Here is a 21,628-nt window from a genome sequence, read left to right on the forward strand (position 1 = left end):
CTCAGACCCTCCGCAACCTCCGGGGGCCGGTGTCCGGCCGGGCCCCCGGGTCACCGAACTCGACGGCCGCGTGCAGGACGGTCCAGCCGTCCGGGCGGGCCAGCACCGGGTTCAGGGTCAGCGACCGGACCCGTGGGTGCTCGTCGGCCAGCCGGCCCACCCGCAGCAGCAGGTCGATCAGGGCGGCCCGGTCCACCGGCATGGAGCCACGGTAACCGTGCAGCAGCGGGGCCGCCCGGGGCTCGTCGACCAGCGCCTCCGCCGCGCGGTCGGTGAGCGGCGCGGCCCGCCAGGCCAGGTCGCCGAGCAGCTCACTCGCCACACCGCCGAGCCCGAAGCCGATCACCGGGCCGAACGCCGGGTCCTCGACCATCTCGACGACACAGGCGACGCCCGGCGGCACCATGGTCTGCACCAGCACGTCCGGACCGAACGCCCCGGCCAGTTCGCGGTACGCCGCGCGTACCCCCTCCTCTCCGGAGAGGGCGAGGCGCACCGCGCCGAGGTCGATCCGATGGCGCAGCGCACCGCCCGCCGCCTTGAGGGCGACCGGATAGCCCACCTCGACCGCCGCGGCGACCGCCGCGTCCTCGTCGCCGGCCTGCACCGCCGGCACCACCGGGATGCCGTAGGCGGCGAGCAACCCGGCCGGGTCCTCCGCCGTCTCGGCGGCCACCGAGTCCACGCCGGACAGCTCGGGCAGCACGCCCGGCGGGCGTCGCAGCCAGTCGGCGTAGTCGGCCACCCGGGACAGCGCGCGGACCGCCTCCTCCACCGACGGATAGCCGGGCACCCGCGGCGGGGCCTGCCCGAAGACCATCGTCGCGACGGTCGGCTTCTCCCCGGCCAGCGCCACGCTCGCCAGGGCCGCCGCGAAGTCGGCGTCCTCGTCGGCGTGCCGGCCGGGCACCGGCGGGGCGAAGACCACCAGCAGCGCGTCCACTCGGTCGTCGACGGCCGCGTCGGCCAGCGCGTCGGCGAGATCGTGGGCGCCGGCGTCCGGGCCGGTGTCCCGCGGGTAGCCGTCGGCCACCAGAAGACCGGCCGACCGGCAGGCGACCACGGCCAGCTCGGCGAGCGCCGACGAGTTGCCGACCACGGCGACCCGGCGGCCGGCCGGCAGCGGCTGATGGGCCAGGATCATGCCGACGTCGAAGAGCTCCTGCACGGTGTCGACCCGGATGACGCCGGAGCGGGCGAACAGGGCGGTCACCGCGTGCGCGTCCGGGCCGGGCGTGTCACCGGCCAGACCGGGCGGGCGGGTCGCCGAGGCCACCGCCACCACCGGCTTGATCCGGCTCATCCGGCGGGCCAGGCGGGCGAACTTGCGCGGGTTGCCGAAGGTCTCCAGGTAGAGCAGCACCACGTCGGTGCCGGGGTCGTCCTGCCAGTACTGGAGCAGGTCGTTGCCGGAGACGTCGGCGCGGTTGCCGGCCGACACGAAGCTGGACAGGCCCAGACCCCGGCGGTCGGCCTCGGCCAGCAGCGCCACGCCGAGCGCGCCGCTCTGGCTGAAGAAGCCGACCCGGCCGGCGATCGGCAGGCGCGGGGACAGGGTGGCGTTCAGGCGGATCGCGGGGTCGGTGTTGGCGATCCCGAAGCTGCTCGGGCCCACCACGCGCAACCCCGCGGCCCGCGCGGCCTCGATCAGGCCGCGCTGCTGGGTGGCGCCCTCCGTGCCGGTCTCGGCGAAGCCGGCCGAGACCACCACCGCGCCGCCCGCTCCGGCGCGGGCCGCGTCACGCCCGGCCTCGGCGACCCGGCCCGCGGGCACGGCGATCAGGGCCAGGTCGATCGGGACACCGGCTTCCGAGGCGCTCCGGTACGCGGTGAGCCCGGCCACCCGCTCGGCGGACGGATGCACCGGGACGATCCCGCCGGTGTAGCCGCCGTCACGCAGGTTGCCCAGGATGTGCGCGCCGATCCCGTGGCCGGTGGCGCTGGCGCCGTAGACGGCGATCCCCCGGGGCGCCAGCAGCCGGGCGATCGACCGGGCCTCGGTGACGTGCTCGCGGGACTCCTGCACCTCACGGGACTTCTCGGTCGGCTCGATCGGGAAGCTCAGGTGCACCACCCCGTCGGCGTAGCGGCGCTGCACCTGGTAGCCGGTGTCGCCGAAGACCCGCAGCATGCCGCTGTTCTCCGGCAGCACCTCGGCCACGAACCGGGTGATGCCGTGCTCGCGGGCGGCGTCGGCGAGATGCTCCAGCAGCACCGAGCCGATGCCCCGGCCCTGGAGTGCGTCCTCCACCACGAAGGCGACCTCGGCCTCCGGCGAGTCCGGGCCGAGCCGTTCGTACCGGCCGACCGCGGTGATCCGGCCGTCGGCGACGGTGACGAACGCCTCCCGGTCGCGGTGGTCGACGTTCACGAACCGCTGCAGATCGCGCTCCGGGATCCGGGGGTACGGCGAGAAGTAGCGGAGGTAGCGGGTCCGGTCGCTCATCCGGGAGTGGAAGTCCACGATGGCCGGCGCGTCCTCCGGCCGGATCCGGCGCAGGTGTGCCGTGGTGCCGTCGGAGAGAAGGACGTCCGCGCTGCGTTCCACCGTCAGTCCCGGGGATCGTGCGGGTCGAGGCCGTACAGCGGGAAGACCGCCGTCCGGGTGGCGAGGACGGCGCGGTCCACGGCATCCTCACTGGTCCCCGGCCACGGCTCGACCACCGGCTCGGTCCCGTCGGTCATCGTCTCCGGGACGGTGGTCCCCGGCCTCCGCGACCCGGCCAGCTTGCGCCACGGCTGCGGAATCCGGGTCTCCGGGGGCAGCGGGTCGCCGGTGACCACCGCGAGCAGGTGTGCCCAGGCCCGGGGCACCACCTCGACCAGCGCGTAGCCCCCGCCGCCGGTGGCCACCCAGCGGCCGTCGCAGAGCTCGTCGGCCAGGGCCCGCATGGCGACGTACGCCGCGCGCTGGCCGTCCACCGACAGCCGTAGGTCGGCGAGCGGGTCGAGCCGGTGGGCGTCGGCGCCGCACTGGCTGACGATGATCTCCGGGGCGAAGGCGCGGACCACCGACGGGACGATCGCGTGGAAGGCCCGCAGCCAGCCGGCGTCGCCGGTGGACGGTGGCAGCGGCACGTTGACCGCGGTGCCCTCGGCCTTCGGCCCGCCGATCTCGTCGGCGAACCCGGTGCCGGGGAAGAGCGCCAGCGGGGTCTCGTGCAGGCTCACCGTCAGCACCCGCGGGTCGTCGTAGAAGACCGCCTGCACACCGTCGCCGTGGTGCACGTCGACGTCGATGTACGCCACCCGCTGCGCCCCGTTCTCCAGCAGCCAGGCGATCGCCACCGCCGGGTCGTTGTAGACGCAGAAGCCGGCGGCCCGGGCCGGCATGGCGTGGTGCAGCCCACCGGCCACGTTGACCGCGCGGCGGGCCGTCCCGTGCCAGACGGCCTGCGCGGCGGCGAGGGTGGCGCCGCAGATCCGGGCGGAGGCCTGGTGCATGTCGTCGAAGACGGGGTTGTCCGGTGTGTTCAGTCCCCAGCCCGTGAAGAAGGGATCTATCGGGGCGAGACGGACGGCGTCCAGATAGTCCGCACGGTGCACCCGGGTGAGATCGAGGTCACTGGCCTGTCCGGGAGTGATCATCTGAACTCCGGGGCGGTCCAGAACGCCCAGTTCGCGGGCGAGTGCCATGGTGAGTTCCACCCGCACCGGATTGAGCGGATGGTCGCCCATGTCATAGTCCAGCAGGGCACTGTCCCAGACCACCGCCGCCACGTCATCCGCCATGACCGTCATGCTGCCATGTGACATGGTCCCCCGGACGGGCACGACGTGCCCTTAGCACAGGTGTTCCGGCGTCGGGTAGGGTCGGACAGCACCTGTCCGGGGCGGAGGTCAACCCCCCGCAACGCGTTATTATCGCTGCTGGGAGGACCGCATCGTGAACGATCTCGTCGATACCACCGAGATGTACCTTCGCACCATCCTCGAGCTCGAGGAAGAGGGTGTGCCCGCACTTCGCGCCCGCATCGCCGAGCGCCTGCATCAGAGCGGTCCCACGGTCAGCCAGACCGTCGCCCGGATGGAACGGGACGGCCTGCTCACCGTCGAGGGCGACCGCCATCTCGTCCTGACCGAGCTGGGCCGCGCCAGCGCCGTCGCGGTGATGCGCAAGCACCGCCTCGCCGAGCTGCTGCTCGTCAACGTCATCGGCATGCCCTACGAGGAGGCCCACGAGGAGGCCTGCCGGTGGGAGCACGTGATGAGCGACTCCGTCGAGAAGCGGGTCTACGAGCTGCTCAACAAGCCGACCCGCTCGCCGTACGGTAACCCGATCCCCGGCCTCGAACAGCTCGGCGCCGTGGACGACGCCGCCGAGGCCCTCACCCGGGGCGAGCGCAACCTCGCCTTCCCCGGGCTGAGCGGCAGCGTCGAGATCCGCCGCATCTGCGAGAGCGTGCAGACCAACTCCGACGTGCTGCGCCAGCTGCACGCCGCCGGCATCAACCCGGGCACGACGGTGACCGTGGCGCAGGAGCGCGACGGGGTGACCATCGACCGCTCCGGCGACAAAATCCGGCTGCCGCGTGAGGTGGCGTCGCGGGTGTTCGTCGCCGCCGGCTAGCCGTTGGTCGTGCTCAGGGCCTTGGCGAGTTCGAGCAGCTTCGCGTTCATGTCCTTCACCTCGGCCGCCGGCGCGTCCTTGGCGAAAGTGAAACGCAACGTCTGGAGCTGCTTGGCCTCGCTGAGCCAGCCGATCTCCACGGCCGGTCCGTGGCCCGCGGCGGCCTTCGTGGTGAGCCGGTAACCGGCACGCCCCAGGCCGCTCAGCTTCGTCGCCTTCGCCGGCATCCGCTCGCTCAGGAAGATGTCGGCGTTCGCCTTCGTGGTCTCCACCACCGAGAGCGTCAGATCCGGCCAGGCGGCCTCCAGCGTCTGCACCACACAGCTCGACGTGTCCTGCACCTGGTCCGAGGCGGCCACCGCGAAACGCACGCCGGTGGTCTGCTCGATCAGCTTGTAGTCCCACAGGATGCAGGCGCCGCCGGCCGCCGCCGCGGGCTCCTCCACGATCTCCTCGGCCGGGGCCGACGGGGTGACCACGGCGGCGCCCTCACCGGCCTCGCAGCCCGCGGCGGCGAACAGCACCACGGTGCCGAGCAGAGCCAAACGCGTACGCACCAAGCGATCCTTCCGGGGGAACGAGCGGACACACCGTACTGGGCGGCCCGGTGGCAGCGGAAGAGCGTGCGATCACGTGTCGGCCACATAGGGGCAGTGCCGGCAGCCGCGGGTGCAGCAGGTGCCGCGCTTCGCCAGGAATCCGGCGGTCAGGACGAACAGGCCGGAATCCGGATCCAGGTAGCCGGGCTGACCGCCGGCCAGGGCCGCGGCGTGGGCGGCCAGGATCTCCGGGCGGCGCGGATGGTCCGGCGCCAGCCGGCTGGGATGAGGTTCGGTCAACGGACGCGGCGCCGGCTCCACATCCGGAACCCTATCGCTTGACACCCGCTGTCAAGTAGGGACAGGATGGCTTCATGGACCTCGCCGGGCAGCTGTTCCGCCTGCTCGACAACCGCCTGCTCGACCCGCTGGAGATCCTCCTGGAGGACGCCCGGCCGGGCGATGCGGTCCGTCCGCTCCTGCGGCACCGGGTGATCGAGTGGACCCGAGTGCTGGAGGGTGACGACGACGCGGCGGCCGTCCACGTGATCGCCCGGCTGATCGGCACGCTCTATCCCGACGATCACGCCTTCCATCCACCGGCCGACTGGTGGCGCACCCCGCTCGGCCGCGTCGTGGTCCGCCGGGTCGGTCACCCGTTCGCGACCACGGTGTCCCTGTCCACCGCCGGCGCGATGCTGGGCATCAGCCGACAGGGTGTGCACGACCTGGTGCGCCGGGGCCGCCTGCCCCGCCACCCGGACGGCGGTGTGCCCGTCGCCGCCATCCGCGACCGACTTCGCGACAACCCTCCCACCGAGGAGTCCTCATGATCAACGACCGCCTGATCGACGCCGGCGAGGTTCAGCTGGCCGTCCGCGACTTCGGCGGCGACCAGCCGCCGCTCCTGCTCCTGCACGGCGCCGGGGGCAATCTGGCACACATGACCACGCTGGCCCGGGCGCTGCGCCCGCACCACCGGGTGGTCACCCTCGACCTGCGAGGGCACGGCCGCTCCGCCGACGGCTCATGGACGTGGGAGGCCGCGCTCGGCGACCTGGCCGCCGTCTGCGTCCAGCTGGAGCTGGAGCGGCCCGCGGTGGTCGGCCACTCGCTCGGCGGCATGCTGGCCGCGCTGTGGGGTCAGCGCCACCCGGAGTCCCCCGGCATCGTGAGCCTCGACGGCAACCCGCCGCCGACCAGCCCCGAGCACCTGCCCGGCCTCGACCCGGAGAAGGCGGCGGCCGAGCTGGCCCGGCTGCACGCGGTCTTCGACGCCATGCAGGCCGCCGCCGGCCAGGTGATCCCGGCCGACCAGCTGCCCGACCTGGTGGAGCGGCAGCAGATGGCGGCCCGTGACATGGGCGCCAACGAGAAGGTGTGGGTCGAGGGCTTCCGGCGCAACCTGGTCCACCAGCACGGCGACACCTCGATCCGCCCGTCGGCCGAGCTCACCGCCCAGCTGCGGACCGCGATGAACGAGCTGGACCTGACCCCGGTGTATGCGGCGACCACCTGCCCCGAGCTGGTCGTGCTGCCCACCCGCAACCTGCCCGAGCAGGAGCCCTTCGCCGAGCTGTACGAAGCCCACCGCCGGTTCCTGGTGGAGCAGGCGCGGGCCGTGCCGCATCTGCGCCACCTGTCACTGGCCGACGCCTCGCACGCCATGGTGATCGAGCAGCCGACCGCGCTGGCCGGGGTGATCACCGACTTCCTCGGCTCCCACTAGCGTCCTGAGTCGTCGACTCTCAGCGGGTGTTGCGCTCGGTTCGTAACCAGACGCCGAACTCCACCGCGGTACGCACCCCGTGCTCCAGCACCGCCGTGTAGATGTCGAAGCCGCTCACCTCGTCCGGGTACTCCGGGCGCTGATGCCACACGTTCTTGATCGCGAGGATGGCCTGCCGCTCCTCGTCGCTGAGCCGCCCGGCCAGCTCACGGTGCCACTCGGCGCCGTCGGCGTGGTCGTCGTGCAGCCAGATCGACAGGTCGACACGCCACTCGCCCACGGTCAGGGTGACGTGGTAGCGCTCGTCCCGCGGCTTCCCGGTCGGTGACCGGTCGCCCCGCTCGTCGGTGTAGGTGAAACCGGTCAGCCCGGGGATGGCGACCACCCGCCCGAGCAGGGCGACGACGTCACCCGGGGCGAACTCCGGGCCCCCGGCCAGCATCACATCGAGGTCGCGCCACACCATGAGCCCTGAGACGTAGCTGCCGGTCGGCAGCAGCGGCCCCAGGGGCTCCAGCAGCGCGAGCACCGAACGCGCCTCCGCCTGCAGGTCCTCGGGCCGGCCCATCCCGCTCCCCTTCCCATCCGGATGCCTTCATGACCCCCGTAGACGGACATTGTCGGATGTGGCCGATCGGTGAGTGGGTTCGGGGCGTGGCGAGCCCCCTGAAAGCGGTGATGCCTCCCACCCGGTGCGGGTGGGAGGCATCATCGTCGTGACCGGAGGGTCAGCTGCAACCGGAGGTGGAGCCGCAGCCCTCACAGACGTAGCAGCTTCCGGCGCGGCGCATCTTCGTGCCGCAGGTGAAACAGAGCGGCGCGTCGGCGGCGTGGCCGGTGACGATCTCCAGCAGCTCGGTGGAGGATCCGGCGGAGACCGGGGTCTCCTTCTCCGGAGCCGACGCGGCCTTGACCTCGGCCACCGTCACCTTGGCGGAGCTCGACGGGGTGACGACCGGCGCCGAGGTGGCCATCGCGGCGATCTCGTCGGCGGCCGCTTCCGCGGCGGCCTCGGCAGCGGCCTGCGCGGTGCGCTCCTTCGCCGTGAAGATACCCAGCTCAGCGCGGGTCTCGTAGGGCAGGAAGTCCAGTGCCAGGCGACGGAAGATGTAGTCCATCACCGAGGAGGCCATGCGGACGTCCGAGTCGTCGGTCATGCCGGCCGGCTCGAAGCGCATGTTGGTGAACTTCCCGACGTACGTCTCCAGCGGCACGCCGTACTGAAGGCCTATCGAGATGGCGACCGAGAAAGCGTCCATCACCCCGGCCAGGGTGGAGCCCTGCTTCGACATCTTCAGGAAGACCTCGCCGAGGCCGTCGTCCGGGTAGGACGACGCGGTGAGGTAGCCCTTGGCGCCCCCGACCGAGAAGGACACCGTCTCCGACGGGCGCTTCTTCGGCAGCCGCTTGCGGACCGGGCGGTACTCGATGACCTTCTCGACGACCTTCTCGACCTGTGCTACCGCCTTCTCGACCTCAGCCGGGGCGGCGTCGGTCTTCCTCTTCGCGGCGGAGAGCGGCTGCCCAACTTTGCAGTTGTCACGGTAGATCGCGAGCGCCTTGAGGCCCAGCTTCCAGCCCTGGAAGTGGATGTCCTCGATCTCCTCGACGGTCGCCGACTCCGGCATGTTGACCGTCTTGGAGATGGCGCCGGAGATGAACGGCTGCACCGCGGCCATCATCCGGACGTGACCGATCGGGGCGATCACCCGGTCACCCATGGCGCAGTCGAAGATCGCGTAGTGCTCCGGCTTGAGACCGGGCGCGTCGACGACGTTGCCGTGCTCGGCGATGTGCTCGACAATCGCCTCGACCTGCTCCTCGGGGTAGCCGATGCTGCGCAGGGCCCGCGGGACGGTCTGGTTGACGATCTGCATGGAGCCGCCGCCGACCAGCTTCTTGAACTTGACCAGGGCCAGGTCGGGCTCGATGCCGGTGGTGTCGCAGTCCATCATCAGGCCGATGGTGCCGGTCGGGGCGAGCACCGACGCCTGGGCGTTGCGCCAGCCGTTCTTCGCGCCGATCTTGTTGCCGGTCTGCCACTGGCGGGTCGACTCGCGGACGATCTCTCCGGCCACGGCGCCCTGCGGGCGGATCTCGTCGTTCGCGGCGGCGTGCTTGCGCATGACGCGCTGGTGCGCCTCGGCGTTACGGGCGTAGCCGTCGTACGCGCCGACGACACCGGCCAGCTCGGCGGAGCGGCGGTACGCGGTCCCGGTCATCAGCGAGGTGATCGCCGCGGCGACGCTGCGACCGCCCTCCGAGTCGTAGGGCAGGCCGGACGCCATGAGCAGGGCGCCGAGGTTCGCGTACCCGATGCCGAGCTGACGGTAGGCGCGAGTGGTGATCCCGATCTTCTCGGTCGGGAAGTCGGCGAAGCAGATCGAGATGTCCATCGCGGTGATGATGAACTCGACGCTCTTGACGAACTTCTCCACCTCGAAGCCACCGTCGGCCTTGAGGAACTTCATCAGGTTGAGCGAGGCCAGGTTGCAGGACGAGTCGTCCAGCGACATGTACTCCGAGCACGGGTTGGACGCGGTGATGCGGCCGGTCTCGGGGTTGGTGTGCCAGTCGTTGATGGTGTCGTCGTACTGGAGGCCGGGGTCGGCGCACTCCCAGGCGGCCTGGGCGATGTCGCGGAACAGCTTCTTGGCGTCGATCTCCTCGATCACCTCGCCGTTCAGCCGGCCACGGAGCGCGAACTTGCCGCCCTCCTCGACCGCCCGCATGAACTCGTCGCTGACCCGCACCGAGTTGTTGGCGTTCTGGTACTGCACGCTGACGATGTCGGCGCCGCCCAGATCCATGTCGAAGCCGGCGTCCCGCAGCGCGCGGATCTTGTTCTCCTCGCGCGCCTTGGTCCAGACGAACTCCTCCACGTCGGGGTGGTCGACGTCGATGATGACCATCTTGGCCGCGCGGCGGGTGGCGCCACCGGACTTGATCGTGCCGGCGCTGGCGTCGGCGCCACGCATGAAGCTGACCGGGCCGCTGGCCGTGCCGCCGGACGAGAGCAGCTCACGGGAGGACCGGATCCGGGAGAGGTTCACACCCGAGCCGGAGCCGCCCTTGAAGATCAGGCCCTCCTCCTTGTACCACTCGAGGATCGAGTCCATCGAGTCGTCCACCGAGAGGATGAAGCAGGCGCTGACCTGCTGCGGCGACTTGGTGCCGACGTTGAACCAGACCGGCGAGTTGAAGCTGAACACCTGGTGCAGCAGCATCCACGTCAGCTCGTGGTCGAACAGCTCGGCGTCGGCCGCGGTGGCGAAGTAGCCGTGCTCCTCGCCCGCCTTGCGGTAGGTCTGGACGACGCGGTCGATCAACTGCTTCAGCGACCACTCCCGCTCCGGGGTGCCCACCGCGCCACGGAAGTACTTGGTCGTGACGATGTTCGCCGCGTTCACACTCCAGAACGCGGGGTACTCCACGCTGCGCTGCTCGAAGTTGATCGAGCCGTCGCGCCAGTTCGTCATGACGACGTCGCGGCGTTCCCACTCGACCTCGTCGTACGGGTGAACGCCCTCGGTCGTCCAGACCCGCTCCACTCGCAGCCCCCCGGCCGCCGCGCCCCCGCCGCCGTTCGCCCGGCTGCGCTGACGACCTGCAGTGATGCCGTCTCCGGCCATATGGATGTGCTCCCCCTCGTAGGTACCGCTACAGGTGTGTCGGTAAGAAAGTGAGTCAGACTGAGGTCGGCCGCTGCCGCGGAGTCTCAGCCGTTGAGCTTGGGTGCGCGTCCCCCGGACCGTGGCGCGACAGCATGTCGCGTCCCGGCTTCCCGGACGGGAACGGCGTCGCGCAGCGCGGCGATCTCCTTCTCGAATTCGTCGAGAGAGTCGAAGGACTTGTACACGCTGGCGAACCGGAGATAGGCCACCTGATCCAGCTCACGCAACGGCGTGAGGATCGCCAGGCCCACCTCGTGGCTGGGGATCTCGGCGGCGCCACGCGCCCGGACGGTCTCCTCCACCCTCTGCGCGAGCAGAGCGATGGAGTCCTCGTCGACGGGCCGGCCCTGACAGGCCTTGCGCACCCCGCTCATGATCTTCGTCCGGCTGAAGGGCTCGGTGACGCCGCTGCGCTTGACGACCGCGAGGACCGCCTCCTCGACGGTCGTGAAGCGCTTGCCGCACTCGGGGCACGCCCGCCGGCGACGGATCAACTGACCGTCGTCGGCCTCACGCGAGTCGACCACACGCGAATCGGCATGGCGACAGTACGGGCAGCGCACCGCGATCTCCCTTCGGCCCCTTCTCGACGGACTCCGGGCACGCCGAAACACAGCGGAACCGATGTCGGCACGACCGGTAACGCTGTGGATGGCATGTGGATAACCAGGGAGAAAGAAACCCAACCTGTGGACAACTTGCATCAGTGTAACCACTAGATGTTGGGGTAGACGCTAGGCCCCGGCGGACGCCGATGCAAGCTCAGCAACGTGCCGACGCGCCGTATTTTGCACCTCACCACCACCGGTGATGTCACGATCACTCCCAGCGCCCGGAACGGGCCACACGACGCGCCGGAAAATCGGGCGGGACACCCGACGGAGATCAACCCGGGACGCCCGGGACGGCCAGCTCAGGCCTGGGAAGCCGTAGTGAAGAGCACGACACTCGCCAGGGCCACCATGGCGAAGAAGACACCGAGCAGCACGACCCGGCCACGCCGCGTGAGCCGCAACGGCGGCCCGACGTGTCGCGCACCACTGACGGTCATGGCGATCCCTCCTCTAGGACACCCGTTCGATAGAACGTCCGTACGACGGTCTATCAGAACAGGGGTACGGAAGTCGAGCACCGGGGAGCGACACGCCGGGGAAATCTCGTACAGATGTTTGAATATGTCGCACCTGCCCATTAGGTTTTCCGTCAAGAGGGGTCAGCCGGACAAACGCCATCCCCACGGCGTTGCCCCCGGCTCCGCGACGCACCACGTGCCGACGAGGCACTGGCCGACAGGGAGGGCGGACGTGTCGACCGACGACCGCACGAGCCGACAGCAGCAGACCAGGAAGACCGAGACCGCCCGCCGCCGGACGACGAGCCGTTCCCGCGGTCCCGAGGCGCCCCAGTTACGCGCGGTCACGCCGGTCAGCCACCTGCCCGAGGTGGTGGCCTCCGACCTCACCGCCCGGCAGCGCCGCATCCTGGAGTTCATCCGTGACTGGGTGGAGAAGTACGGCTACCCGCCCAGCGTCCGCGAGATCGGCGAGGCGGTCGGCCTGGTCTCCCCGTCCAGCGTGGCGTACCAGTTGAAGGCTCTGGAGAGCAAGGGATACCTCCGGCGCGACCCCAACCGGCCCCGCGCCGTCGACGTGCGGGCGCCCGGCGAGCTGGTCGACGACGAGGCCCTGCGGGCCGCCCGGCCGCAGCCGGCCTATGTGCCTCTGGTCGGCCGGATCGCCGCCGGTGGCCCGATCCTGGCCGAGCAGGCCGTGGAGGACTTCTTCCCGCTGCCACGTGAGCTGGTCGGCGAGGGCGATGTCTTCATGCTGGAGGTCAAGGGCGACTCGATGATCGACGCGGCGATCTGCAACGGCGACTGGGTGGTGGTCCGCCAGCAGCCCAACGCAGAGGCGGGCGACATCGTGGCCGCGATGATCGACGGCGAGGCGACGGTGAAGAGCTACCGCCAGCGGGACGGGCACGTCTGGCTGATGCCTGCCAACCCGGCCTTCGATCCGATCCCGGGCGACGACGCGACCATCATGGGCCGCGTGGTGGCCGTCCTGCGCCGCGTCTGACCCACCCGCCCCTCCGGGCCCTCGATCCCGGCAGGCGTAAAGCGCCGAAGGCCGGCCCCGCATCGCGAGGGCCGGCCTTCGTTGGGTCAAGGGGACTAGCGGTTGTCGGGGCCTGGTGGGCGGCCACCGCCGCCATACATGCCCGAGCCTTGCTGGGGGCCACGGGGTTGCTGCTGGCCGCCGTAGCCGCCACCGCCACCGGGCGGCTGCGGAGCACGGCCGGGCTGCTGCTGCGGGCCACGTGGGGGCTGCTGCGGGTTGCGCGGCGGCACCTGGCCCGGGCCACGGCCGGGCGGCGGCTGCTGACCACGGCCGGGCGCCTGCTGAGGACCGCGAGGCGGCTGCTCCTGCGGGCCGCGAGGCGCCTGCTGGGGGCCACGCGGCGGCTGCTGCTGGGGACCGCGGGGCGGCTGCTGCTGGGGACCGCGCGGCGGCTGCGGGCCACGTGGCGGCTGCTGCTGCGGGCCACGCGGCTGTTGCTGCTGCGGGCCGCGGGCGGGCGGCTGACCGGCGGGGCGGCCGTACTGAGGGCCGCCGGACGCCGGGCCGGACCCGGCGCCGTAGACCGGGCCGCCGCCACCGGGACGGCCGGAGCCGTAGGCCGCGCCCCGCTGAGGCGCCCCGCCGACCCCGATCAACTCGGTCTCCGGGTCGTCCTTGTTGAAGCCGCCGGGCAGATCGTCGTCGAGCGGGCCGGTCGCCTGCGGCGACTTGCGGAACCGGACGATGCCGAAGACGCCGGCGCCGACCAGGAGCAGGCCGAGTAGACCGACACCGCCCACCGCGTACATCAGGTTGTCCGGCGAGTAGTACCACGGCGTGCCCGTGGTGTCGCTTCCCTGCTTGTCCGACTTCTTGGCGATCTCGGTGGCCGGCGTGTACTGCCGGATGTGGTTGGCGGTGGCAGTGTCGCCACTCATGTCGGAGATGGTGAGGAAGGTCTTGCCGTCCGCCGAATACGAGATCGCCTCACCGAACTGCTCGTTGGGCAGACCGGTGGTGCGCGGCACCTTCTTCAGGGCGGCCAGCACGTCACCGTTGGTCACGTCCCATTCGAGGGCGTCGGTGTAGGTCCGCAGGACGACCCTGTCCCCGCTCGGGGCGATCGCGCCGCCGGTGACGGTCCTGTTGCCGATCCGGGCGACCCGGTTGCCGGCGGTCTCGGTGGCCGAGAGGGTGATCTCACCGACCCGCTTCATCGGCACGCCGGCGGAGTTGTTGACCTTGAGCGCCGCCGTCGGCTGGTAGATGCCGGCCGGCTTGCCGATCTCCTTGGTCACGATGAGCGGGGTGCCGTCGCCGTTGAGGAGCAGCGCCTCGGCGTCGTGCGCGTCCCCGCTCGGGTAGCTGAGGCGGTGGAGTTTCGGCTTGTCCGAACCGTCCGCCTTCATGCTCCACAGGCCGACGGTGGGCCGCGGGTCGGGCGGCGAGTCGCGGACGCCGTTGTCGCCGGTGTCCGCGATCCACAGGGTCTCGCCGTCGGCCGAGAGCACGATGTCCTCGGTGTCGGCCGGGCCGGCGCCGCTGAACGAGACCTTTTCGACGACCTTGCACTGGTTGTTGAGGAAGAAGACCTGCTCCCGGCTGTCGCCGCCGTCCTCGGCGCCGTCGTTGACGGCGACGTAACCCGATTTGGTCGCCACCAGGCCGGAGATCTCGGACAGGTCGGAATCGCCGATCTTGCAGAGCTTCTTGCCCGGCGTCGCCTTCGCGCTGACCGTGGGGGCCGGCGTCGGGTCGTCGGCGGACGCACCGGAGGAGCCGACCATCACGAGACCGAAAGCCACGATGGTCGAGAACACGAGACGCCGCATTCGCACAGTGTCGCATGCGGGCTCACGTGCCGGTATTACGTGTGGATCAAAGGTGGGACGAGTCGGGCACTCCTGTGATATCACGCCTTCACACTCGGTGATCGACATGACCGGATTGACCGCACCCGTCCCGACCGGGATCGGATGCGGCCTCCTCGTCGCGATCGAAATTTTGTTCACGTTCATCCCGTCGTCGCGAATGGCGAAACCACGGGATCAGGAACGAAACTCCGCCAAATCGGCCGCGAGCCGCTCGTCGACTCGTACGAGCAGTTCGGTTCCGTCGTCCAGGTGTCGGGACTGGAGCACCTGACCGGACCGGTGCACCCGGGCCACCAGGTCTCCCCGGTCGTACGGCACCAGGAGCCGCAGCTCGACGGCCGGCCGGGGCAGCCGGTCGGCGATCGCCTTGTGCAGCTCCGGGATGCCGGCGCCGGACCGCGCGGAGACGAAGATCGCATCCGGCCACGCCCGCTTGAGGCGCAGCACGGTCTCCTCGTCGGCCGCGTCCAACTTGTTGATCACCAGGAGCTCGGGCAGCCGGTCGGCGCCGACCTCACCGAGCACCTCGCGGACCGCGCTGACCTGGCCCTCAGGATCCGGGTGGGCGCCGTCGACGACGTGCACCAGCAGGTCGGCCTGGGCCACCTCCTCCAGCGTCGAGCGGAACGCCTCGACGATCTGGTGCGGCAGGTGCCGGACGAAGCCGACCGTGTCGGAGAGCGTGAAGACACGCCCGTCCTCCGCGGCGGTCCGCCGGGTGGTCGGGTCCAGGGTGGCGAACAGCGCGTCCTCCACCAGGACCCCGGCCTGGGTCAGGCGGTTCAGCAGGCTGGACTTGCCGGCGTTGGTGTAACCGGCGATCGCCACGGCCGGCACCCCGCTGGCGGCACGGCGGGAGCGCTTGGTCTCCCGGACCGTCTTCATGGATTTGATCTCACGCCGGAGTTTCGCGATCCGCGTGTTGATCCGCCGCCGGTCGGTCTCCAGCTTCGTCTCACCGGGGCCACGGGTGCCGACACCGCCGCCACCCGAGCCGCCGCCGGCGCCACCACCCTGCCGGGACATCGCCTCACCCCAACCGCGCAGACGCGGCAGGAGGTATTGCAGCTGGGCGAGCTCGACCTGGGCCTTGCCCTCCCGGCTCTTGGCGTGCTGGGCGAAGATGTCGAGGATCAGGGCGGTCCGGTCGACCACCTTGACCTTGACCTGCTGCTCCAGGTTGCGCAGCTGGGACGGGGACAGCTCGCCGTCGCAGATGACCGTGTCCGCGCCGGTCATGACGACCACGTCGCGGAGCTCGTCGACCTTGCCGCGGCCGATGAAGGTGGCCGCGTCCGGCTGTTTCCGTCGCTGGATCAGGCCCTCGAGGACCTGGGAGCCGGCGGTCTCGGCGAGAGCGGCCAGCTCGGTCAGTGAATTGTCGGCGTCCTCGACGCTGCCCTCGGTCCACACCCCGACCAGGACGACCCTCTCGAGTCGCAACTGGCGGTACTCGACCTCGGTGACGTCGGTCAGCTCGGTGGAGAGACCGGCCACCCGCCTGAGCGAGTGCCGCTCCTCGAGCTCCAGGTCCCCGGTGGTGGGATCCAGCTCGTCAAGGACGGGTGTCTGGTACGTGTTTCGCAAAAGTGACCTCCTCCGCACGATCGTGGCACGTCGTGCGGGCGCATGCATCCAGATAACAGGGGCTAACTCACGGGTAACCACCGCGAAGGGATCGAACATTCCGCGCGAGCGACAATTCCATCTGCTCGCCCCACCAACGTCGGAGGGAAACCCGTGGTGACCACCCGCCTGCCGAGCGCAGGATTCTCGATCACGATTCGTATCGCGGTAACCGCGGACGCCTCGTCCATCGGCCGGCTCACCACCTGCGTGGGTGAGGCCGGGGCGATCGTGACGGCGCTGGACGTGGTGGACTCCGACCCCACCCACGTGCTGGTCGACCTCACCTGTGACACCGCCGACGCCGCGCACGCCGACCAGGTCGTCAAGCAGCTCGAGGAGCAGGACGGGGTGGACGTCCGCAAGGTCTCCGACCGCACGTTCCTGCTGCACCTGGGCGGCAAGATCGAGGTGTCGTCGAAGGTCGCGCTGCGCAACCGGGACGAGCTGTCCCGCGCGTACACCCCGGGGGTGGCCCGGGTCTGCATGGCGATCGCGGAGAACCCGGCGGACGCCCGCCGCCTCACCATCAAGCGCAACACGGTCGCCGTGGTCAGCGACGGCTCGGCCGTGCTCGGCCTGGGCAACATCGGGCCGGCCGCGGCGATGCCGGTGATGGAGGGCAAGGCCGCGCTGTTCAAGCGGTTCGGCGGCGTGGACGCCTGGCCGGTGGTGCTGGACACGCAGGACACCGACGAGATCGTGGCCATCGTGAAGGCGATCGCCCCGGCCTACGGCGGCATCAACCTGGAGGACATCGCGGCGCCGCGGTGCTTCGAGATCGAGGCGCGGCTGCGCGAGTTGCTGGACATCCCGGTCTTCCACGACGACCAGCACGGCACGGCGATCTGCGTGCTGGCCGCGCTCACCAACGCGATGCGGGTGGTGGGCAAGCGGATGGAGGACGTGAAGGTGGTGGTGTCCGGCGCCGGCGCGGCCGGCACCGCGATCATGAAGCTGCTGATGCGGCAGGGGGTGGGCGACATCATCGCCTACGACCGGCTGGGCGCCCTGCACCGCGGCATGCCCGGCCTGAACGAGTCGATGCAGTGGCTGGCCGACCACACCAACCGGGAGAACTACTCCGGCGACCTGCCCGGCGCGATCGCCGGGGCGGACGTCTTCATCGGCGTCTCCGCGCCGAACCTGCTCACCGGCGACGACATCGCCCGGATGGCGGACCGGGCGATCGTGTTCGCGATGGCCAACCCGGACCCGGAGGTCGACCCGCGGGAGGCCCGCAAGCACGCCGCGATCGTCGCGACCGGCCGTTCCGACCAGCCCAACCAGATCAACAACGTGCTGGCCTTCCCGGGCGTCTTCCGCGGCCTGCTGGACGCCGGCGCCGAGGGGTTCACCGAGGAGATGGCGCTGGCCGCGGCCCGGGCCATCGCCGACGTGGTGGGCGAGGACAAGCTCAACCCCACGGTGATCATCCCGAGCGTCTTCGACCCGCGGGTCACCCCGGCGGTGGCGGCGGCGATCCGCGCGGTGGTCCGGGGCGGGCACGCCCCGTCCAATTCCGCGGCCATTCCGGAGTCGGAGCTCGACAAGGCCCCGGAGACGACCTTTTAAACCTTTTGCCGGGTACGGGGACGCGTGCCCCGTACCCGGTGAAGGTGCTACTCCGCGCCCGCCCAGCCGGTGAGCTCGCCGACCAGGTCGGTGATCAGGCCGGACACACCCGCGTCCACCAGGGGACGCCACTGGGCCATGTCGTTGGGGGTCCACGGCATCACGCCGATCCCGGCGGCGGCCAGCCCGGCCATCGTCTCCGGACCGTGCAGGACGTCCTCCACCGACGGGTTGGTGCAGGTCACGCCCAGCTCCCGGGACAGCTCGACGGTCTCCGCGTCGAACCGGAACAGCAACAGCCCGCGCCGCACCTCGGGCGCCACGTCACGGACCTTGCGGACCACGTCGGCGTCGAAGCTCTGCAACACCGAACGGCCCAGCAGGTCGCGCTCGGCCAACTGGGCCACGATCGACTTCACCTCGTCGAGGGTGGCCGGCGGTTTGATCTCAACGAGGATCTCGGCCGGCCCCGGGGCGAGCAGGTCCAGAGTCTCGGCCAGCGTGGGCACCCGCAGCCCGGTGAACCCGGCGCCGAACCAGGAACCGGCGTCCAGCTCGGCGATCTCGTCGTAGGTCAGGTCCCAGACCCGGCCGGAGCCGTTCGTGGTCCGGTCGACCGTCCGGTCGTGGATCACCACGGGCACGGCGTCCCGGGTCACCCGGACGTCGAACTCGACGAAGGTGGCCCCGGCCCGCAGCGCGGCGGCGAAGGCGGGCAGCGTGTTCTCCGGGGCGACGGTCGAGTAGCCCCGGTGCGCGACTCGGTGCACTGCGGCGCGGGCCGGCATCAGAGCACGGCCGCCGGGTCGACCTCGCCGTCGGCGACCAGCACGGCCGGGCCCTCCAGCCACCACCCGCCGTCGGCGTCATGGGTCACGACCAGGCGGCCGCCGGGCAGGTCCACCGCGATCGAGCCGGTGGCCAGGCCGGCGTCGCGCAACGCCACCGCGCCGACCGCGAGCGCGCCCGTGCCGCAGGACTGGGTCTCGCCGGAGCCGCGCTCGTGGACCCGCATCCGGACGTGGCCGTCGGTCCCCTCGACCGGCTCGGCGGGCTCGACGAACTCGACGTTCACCCCGTGCGGGAAGACGGCCGGGTCGTGCAGCGGCGGGTGGGTCAGGTCGAGGGCGGCCAGCTCCGTGCCGTCGTGCAGACCGCAGACCAGGTGTGGGTTACCGGTGTCCACGGCGACGCCGGGCACGGTGAGCGCGCCGACGGTCGCCGTGCTTCCCGCGTACACCCTGGGGGTCGTCATCCGCGCACGGACCGTGCCGTCACCGATCAGGGTGACCAGGACGCCGGCCCGGGTGGCCACCGGAAGGCCCTCCGGGCCGGGCGTGGCGAGGCCGCGGTCCAGCAGGTAGCGCACGAAGACGCGCAGGCCGTTGCCGCACATCTCGGCGATCGAGCCGTCGCTGTTGCGGTAGTCCATGAACCACTCGGCCTCGGCGGCGAACCCGGCGGCCTCGGGGTGTTTGGCGCTGCGGACCACCCGGAGCACACCGTCGCCGCCGATCCCCCGGTGGCGGTCGCAGAGCGCCGCGACGAGCTCCGCGGTCAGGTCGAGCTCCCCGAACGGGTCGGGGATGATGACGAAGTCGTTGCCGGTCCCGTGGCCTTTGGTGAAACGCACGCCGACCATCATCCCGCAAGCGCGATCGCGTCCGCCACGAGCTTCGGATCCGCACCGTCCAGCCAGGTGATCGAGGGGTCACGGCGGAACCAGGACCGCTGTCGGCGGACGAACCGCCGGGTGCCCTGGACGGTGTCCGCCTTCGCCTGCTCCTCGGTCAGCGTGCCGTCGATCTGGGCGAGCGCCTGCTGGTACCCGAGCGCACGGGAGGCGGTCCGGCCCTCCCGGATCCCGGTCAGGCCCCGCACCTCGCCGATCAGCCCGGCCGCCCACATCAGGTCGACCCGCAGCGCGATCCGCTCGTCCAGCGCGGCGGTGTCCCGGTCGACGCCGATCTGCACCGACTCGTAGACCGGCCGCGGATCGGGCAGGCTCGCGGTGAACGGCAGCCCGGTCAGCTCGATCACCTCCAGGGCGCGGACGATCCGGCGGCCGTTGCTCGGCAGGATCTTGACGGCGGCCGCCGGGTCGAGCCCGGCGAGCCGGGCGTGCAGCGCCGCCGGGCCGGCCGCGGTCAGCTCCTGTTCGAGCCGGGCCCGGATCGCCGGGTCGGTGCCCGGGAACTCGAAGTCCTCCAGGACCGCCCGGACGTACAGGCCGGAGCCACCGACCAGCAGCGGCACCCGGCCGCGGGCGAGCACCCCGTCGATCGCGGCGCGGGCCAGCCGCTGGTACTCGGCGACCGCGGCGGGCTCGGTCACGTCCCAGATGTCGAGCAGATGGTGCGGCACGCCCTCGCGCTCGGCCGGGGTGAGTTTGGCCGTGCCGATGTCCATCCCGCGGTAGAGCTGCATCGAGTCGGCGTTGATCACCTCGCCGTCGAGTTCGTGGGCGAGAGCGATGCTCAGCGCGGATTTGCCGGCCGCCGTCGGCCCGACGACGGTGACCACCCGCTGACCTGTCCGGAACCGCACCGGCCAACCGTAGGACACCGTTGTGTCACGGTCGTCGGCGGGAGCTTTCCCCTAACCGGGTTGGACCTGTGACAATGCGCGAGAAAGAATGCCGTTGGGAAGTTGGCATTCGAGACTGCGCTATGGCGGTGGCCGAGGCTCCGGTTGGACCTGCGGCGCCGGGAGAACGAGGATGAGCTCATGAACGACTGGACGGCCTTCGGGCGCGTGGATGCCGACGGCACCGTGTACGTGAAGACCGCCGAGGGCGACCGTGTGGTCGGCTCCTGGCAGGCGGGCACCCCCGAGGAGGGGCTCGCGCACTTCGCCCGGCGATTCGCCGACCTGGTCACCGAGGTCGACCTCGTCGAGGCTCGCCTCAAGTCCGGCGCGGCGGACGCGGCCCACTCGCTCACCAGCGTGAAGCGGCTGCGGACCCAGCTCGACGAGGCCCACGTGGTGGGTGACATCGACGGTCTGGCGGCCCGCCTGGACCGGCTCGCCACCCTCGCCGAGGAGAAGGCCGGTGAGGCTCGCGCGGCCCGCGAGGTGGCCCGCACCGAGGCGGTGGCCCGCAAGACCGCCCTGGTCGAGGAGGCGGAGAAGATCGCCGCCGACGCCACCGGGTGGAAGTCGGCGGGGGATCGGCTCAAGGAGATCCTCGACGAGTGGAAGACGATCCGCGGCGTCGACAAGAAGACCGACGGCGAGCTGTGGAAGCGGTTCGCCGCCGCCCGGGACGGCTTCACCCGCCGCCGGGGCGCCCACTTCGCCACCCTCGACGGCCAGCGCAAGCAGGCGCAGACCGCCAAGGAGGAGCTGGTCACCGAGGCGGAGAGCCTGGCCGAGTCGACCGAGTGGTCGAACACCGCCAACCGGCTCAAGGAGCTGATGACCGAGTGGAAGTCGGCGCCGCGCGCCGCGAAGGAGGCCGAACAGCGCCTCTGGGAGCGCTTCCGGGCCGCTCAGGACGCCTTCTTCACCCGGCGCAGCGAGGTCTTCTCCGCCCGTGACGCGGAGTACCAGGGCAACCTGGAGAAGAAGCAGGCGATCCTGGCCGAGGTCGAGGCCATCGACGTCGACGCCGACCCGCGCGGCGCGCAGAACCGCATGCGGGACGCGCTGGCCGCCTGGCACGAAGCCGGCCGGGTGCCCCGGGAGGCCGCCGCCTCGCTGGACCGCCGTTGGCGGGCCGCCGAGGACCGGATCCGGGTGGCGATGGACTCGGCGTGGCGCAAGACCAGCCCGCAGGACAACCCGCTGCTGCGGCAGATGCGCGAGCAGGTCGCCGAGGCCGAGGAGAAGCTGGCCCGCGCCCGTTCCGCCGGCGACAACCGGCGGATCAAGGAGGCCGAGCAGGCGCTCGCCTCGAAGAAGCAGTTCCTCGCTCTGGCCGAGCAGGCGAACTGATTTCACGCTCGGTGACGGGGGCGACGGACCACTGGTCCGTCGCCC

At 71.3% G+C, this 21,628-nt stretch carries 19 protein-coding genes; 6 read left to right on the plus strand and 13 right to left on the minus strand.

Going from position 1 to position 21,628, the window contains the following annotated elements; translation table 11 throughout:
• Window position 1 precedes the first annotated feature (1 nt).
• Window positions 2-2,548, minus strand: a complete 2,547-nt coding sequence (locus IEZ13_RS02680; protein ID WP_183216269.1) for a bifunctional acetate--CoA ligase family protein/GNAT family N-acetyltransferase — start codon at window positions 2,546-2,548, stop codon at window positions 2-4.
• A gap of 2 nt (window positions 2,549-2,550) precedes the next feature.
• Complete coding sequence (locus tag IEZ13_RS02685; RefSeq protein ID WP_183216271.1) at window positions 2,551-3,732, minus strand: acetoin utilization protein AcuC; 1,182 nt, start codon at window positions 3,730-3,732, stop codon at window positions 2,551-2,553.
• Window positions 3,733-3,883: 151 nt separating this feature from the next.
• Between IEZ13_RS02685 and IEZ13_RS02690 the strand changes: the two genes are divergently transcribed.
• Entirely contained in the window at window positions 3,884-4,570 is a 687-nt protein-coding gene (locus tag IEZ13_RS02690; protein ID WP_275408348.1) for an iron-dependent transcriptional repressor DtxR, read from the plus strand.
• Here the strand turns inward: IEZ13_RS02690 and IEZ13_RS02695 are convergent.
• Both IEZ13_RS02695 and IEZ13_RS02700 read right to left on the minus strand, forming a co-directional pair.
• The gene (locus tag IEZ13_RS02695; RefSeq protein ID WP_183216275.1) at window positions 4,567-5,127 is read right to left on the minus strand and encodes a hypothetical protein; all 561 of its coding nucleotides are present in this window, start codon (window positions 5,125-5,127) and stop codon (window positions 4,567-4,569) included. The two genes, IEZ13_RS02690 and IEZ13_RS02695, sit on opposite strands and share 4 nt — an antisense overlap.
• 72 nt (window positions 5,128-5,199) lie before the next feature.
• Window positions 5,200-5,454, minus strand: a complete 255-nt coding sequence (locus IEZ13_RS02700) for a DUF5522 domain-containing protein (protein ID WP_373292950.1) — start codon at window positions 5,452-5,454, stop codon at window positions 5,200-5,202.
• A gap of 29 nt (window positions 5,455-5,483) precedes the next feature.
• Here IEZ13_RS02700 and IEZ13_RS02705 point away from each other — a divergent pair, with 29 nt between their 5' ends.
• Both IEZ13_RS02705 and IEZ13_RS02710 read left to right on the plus strand, forming a co-directional pair.
• The gene (locus tag IEZ13_RS02705) at window positions 5,484-5,942 is read left to right on the plus strand and encodes a hypothetical protein (RefSeq protein ID WP_183216280.1); all 459 of its coding nucleotides are present in this window, start codon (window positions 5,484-5,486) and stop codon (window positions 5,940-5,942) included.
• Window positions 5,939-6,838, plus strand: a complete 900-nt coding sequence (locus IEZ13_RS02710) for an alpha/beta fold hydrolase (RefSeq protein WP_183216282.1) — start codon at window positions 5,939-5,941, stop codon at window positions 6,836-6,838. The genes IEZ13_RS02705 and IEZ13_RS02710 overlap by 4 nt, the downstream gene beginning before the upstream one ends.
• Window positions 6,839-6,857: 19 nt before the next feature.
• Here IEZ13_RS02710 and IEZ13_RS02715 read toward each other — a convergent pair whose 3' ends face one another.
• The 4 genes from IEZ13_RS02715 to IEZ13_RS02730 form a co-directional block, all read right to left on the minus strand.
• A complete protein-coding gene (locus IEZ13_RS02715) occupies window positions 6,858-7,406 on the minus strand; it encodes a hypothetical protein (protein ID WP_183216283.1) in 549 nt (182 codons plus the stop codon).
• Window positions 7,407-7,566: 160 nt separating this feature from the next.
• The gene (locus tag IEZ13_RS02720; RefSeq protein WP_183216285.1) at window positions 7,567-10,470 is read right to left on the minus strand and encodes a vitamin B12-dependent ribonucleotide reductase; all 2,904 of its coding nucleotides are present in this window, start codon (window positions 10,468-10,470) and stop codon (window positions 7,567-7,569) included.
• Window positions 10,471-10,556: 86 nt separating this feature from the next.
• Complete coding sequence (gene nrdR, locus IEZ13_RS02725; protein ID WP_183216288.1) at window positions 10,557-11,075, minus strand: transcriptional regulator NrdR; 519 nt, start codon at window positions 11,073-11,075, stop codon at window positions 10,557-10,559.
• 350 nt (window positions 11,076-11,425) lie between these two features.
• Entirely contained in the window at window positions 11,426-11,563 is a 138-nt protein-coding gene (locus IEZ13_RS02730; protein WP_183216290.1) for a hypothetical protein, read from the minus strand.
• A 253-nt stretch (window positions 11,564-11,816) separates the two neighbouring features.
• Between IEZ13_RS02730 and lexA the strand changes: the two genes are divergently transcribed.
• Window positions 11,817-12,590, plus strand: a complete 774-nt coding sequence (gene lexA, locus IEZ13_RS02735) for a transcriptional repressor LexA (protein WP_183216292.1) — start codon at window positions 11,817-11,819, stop codon at window positions 12,588-12,590.
• Between the two features lie 95 nt (window positions 12,591-12,685).
• On the opposite strand, the gene IEZ13_RS02740 is transcribed toward lexA, so the two are convergent.
• Together IEZ13_RS02740 and hflX are read right to left on the minus strand one after the other, a co-directional pair.
• A complete protein-coding gene (locus IEZ13_RS02740) occupies window positions 12,686-14,404 on the minus strand; it encodes a hypothetical protein (protein ID WP_183216294.1) in 1,719 nt (572 codons plus the stop codon).
• Between the two features lie 216 nt (window positions 14,405-14,620).
• Window positions 14,621-16,033, minus strand: a complete 1,413-nt coding sequence (hflX, locus tag IEZ13_RS02745; protein WP_372441808.1) for a GTPase HflX — start codon at window positions 16,031-16,033, stop codon at window positions 14,621-14,623.
• Between the two features lie 153 nt (window positions 16,034-16,186).
• Here hflX and IEZ13_RS02750 point away from each other — a divergent pair, with 153 nt between their 5' ends.
• A complete protein-coding gene (locus IEZ13_RS02750; protein ID WP_183216298.1) occupies window positions 16,187-17,647 on the plus strand; it encodes an NAD-dependent malic enzyme in 1,461 nt (486 codons plus the stop codon).
• Between the two features lie 47 nt (window positions 17,648-17,694).
• Here the strand turns inward: IEZ13_RS02750 and IEZ13_RS02755 are convergent, their stop codons facing one another.
• From IEZ13_RS02755 to miaA, 3 genes are read right to left on the minus strand one after another with little or no spacing between them, the layout of a single operon-like run.
• Window positions 17,695-18,435 carry a glycerophosphodiester phosphodiesterase gene (locus IEZ13_RS02755; RefSeq protein WP_183216300.1) on the minus strand — a complete coding sequence of 247 codons (741 nt, stop codon included), beginning with the start codon at window positions 18,433-18,435 and terminating at the stop codon, window positions 17,695-17,697.
• Complete coding sequence (dapF, locus tag IEZ13_RS02760; RefSeq protein WP_183216302.1) at window positions 18,435-19,280, minus strand: diaminopimelate epimerase; 846 nt, start codon at window positions 19,278-19,280, stop codon at window positions 18,435-18,437. Before dapF ends, IEZ13_RS02755 begins: the two co-directional genes overlap by 1 nt.
• Before the next feature lie 8 nt (window positions 19,281-19,288).
• The gene (gene miaA / locus IEZ13_RS02765) at window positions 19,289-20,194 is read right to left on the minus strand and encodes a tRNA (adenosine(37)-N6)-dimethylallyltransferase MiaA (RefSeq protein WP_229794414.1); all 906 of its coding nucleotides are present in this window, start codon (window positions 20,192-20,194) and stop codon (window positions 19,289-19,291) included.
• 180 nt (window positions 20,195-20,374) lie between these two features.
• Between miaA and IEZ13_RS02770 the strand changes: the two genes are divergently transcribed.
• The gene (locus IEZ13_RS02770; RefSeq protein ID WP_183216306.1) at window positions 20,375-21,583 is read left to right on the plus strand and encodes a DUF349 domain-containing protein; all 1,209 of its coding nucleotides are present in this window, start codon (window positions 20,375-20,377) and stop codon (window positions 21,581-21,583) included.
• Window positions 21,584-21,628 lie beyond the last annotated feature (45 nt).

The organism is Actinoplanes campanulatus (assembly GCF_014647795.1).
Lineage (GTDB): Bacteria > Actinomycetota > Actinomycetes > Mycobacteriales > Micromonosporaceae > Actinoplanes > Actinoplanes campanulatus.

Bases quoted from the DNA above. Each gene is read 5' to 3' on its own strand.
- IEZ13_RS02685 (WP_183216271.1), bottom strand. From the start codon at position 3,732: ATGGCGGATGACGTGGCGGCGGTGGTCTGGGACAGTGCCCTGCTGGAC.
- IEZ13_RS02705 (WP_183216280.1), top strand. From the start codon at position 5,484: ATGGACCTCGCCGGGCAGCTGTTCCGCCTGCTCGACAACCGCCTGCTC.
- IEZ13_RS02710 (WP_183216282.1), top strand. From the start codon at position 5,939: ATGATCAACGACCGCCTGATCGACGCCGGCGAGGTTCAGCTGGCCGTC.
- IEZ13_RS02715 (WP_183216283.1), bottom strand. From the start codon at position 7,406: ATGGGCCGGCCCGAGGACCTGCAGGCGGAGGCGCGTTCGGTGCTCGCG.
- IEZ13_RS02720 (WP_183216285.1), bottom strand. From the start codon at position 10,470: ATGGCCGGAGACGGCATCACTGCAGGTCGTCAGCGCAGCCGGGCGAAC.
- IEZ13_RS02730 (WP_183216290.1), bottom strand. From the start codon at position 11,563: ATGACCGTCAGTGGTGCGCGACACGTCGGGCCGCCGTTGCGGCTCACG.
- IEZ13_RS02740 (WP_183216294.1), bottom strand. From the start codon at position 14,404: ATGCGGCGTCTCGTGTTCTCGACCATCGTGGCTTTCGGTCTCGTGATG.
- IEZ13_RS02755 (WP_183216300.1), bottom strand. From the start codon at position 18,435: ATGCCGGCCCGCGCCGCAGTGCACCGAGTCGCGCACCGGGGCTACTCG.
- IEZ13_RS02770 (WP_183216306.1), top strand. From the start codon at position 20,375: ATGAACGACTGGACGGCCTTCGGGCGCGTGGATGCCGACGGCACCGTG.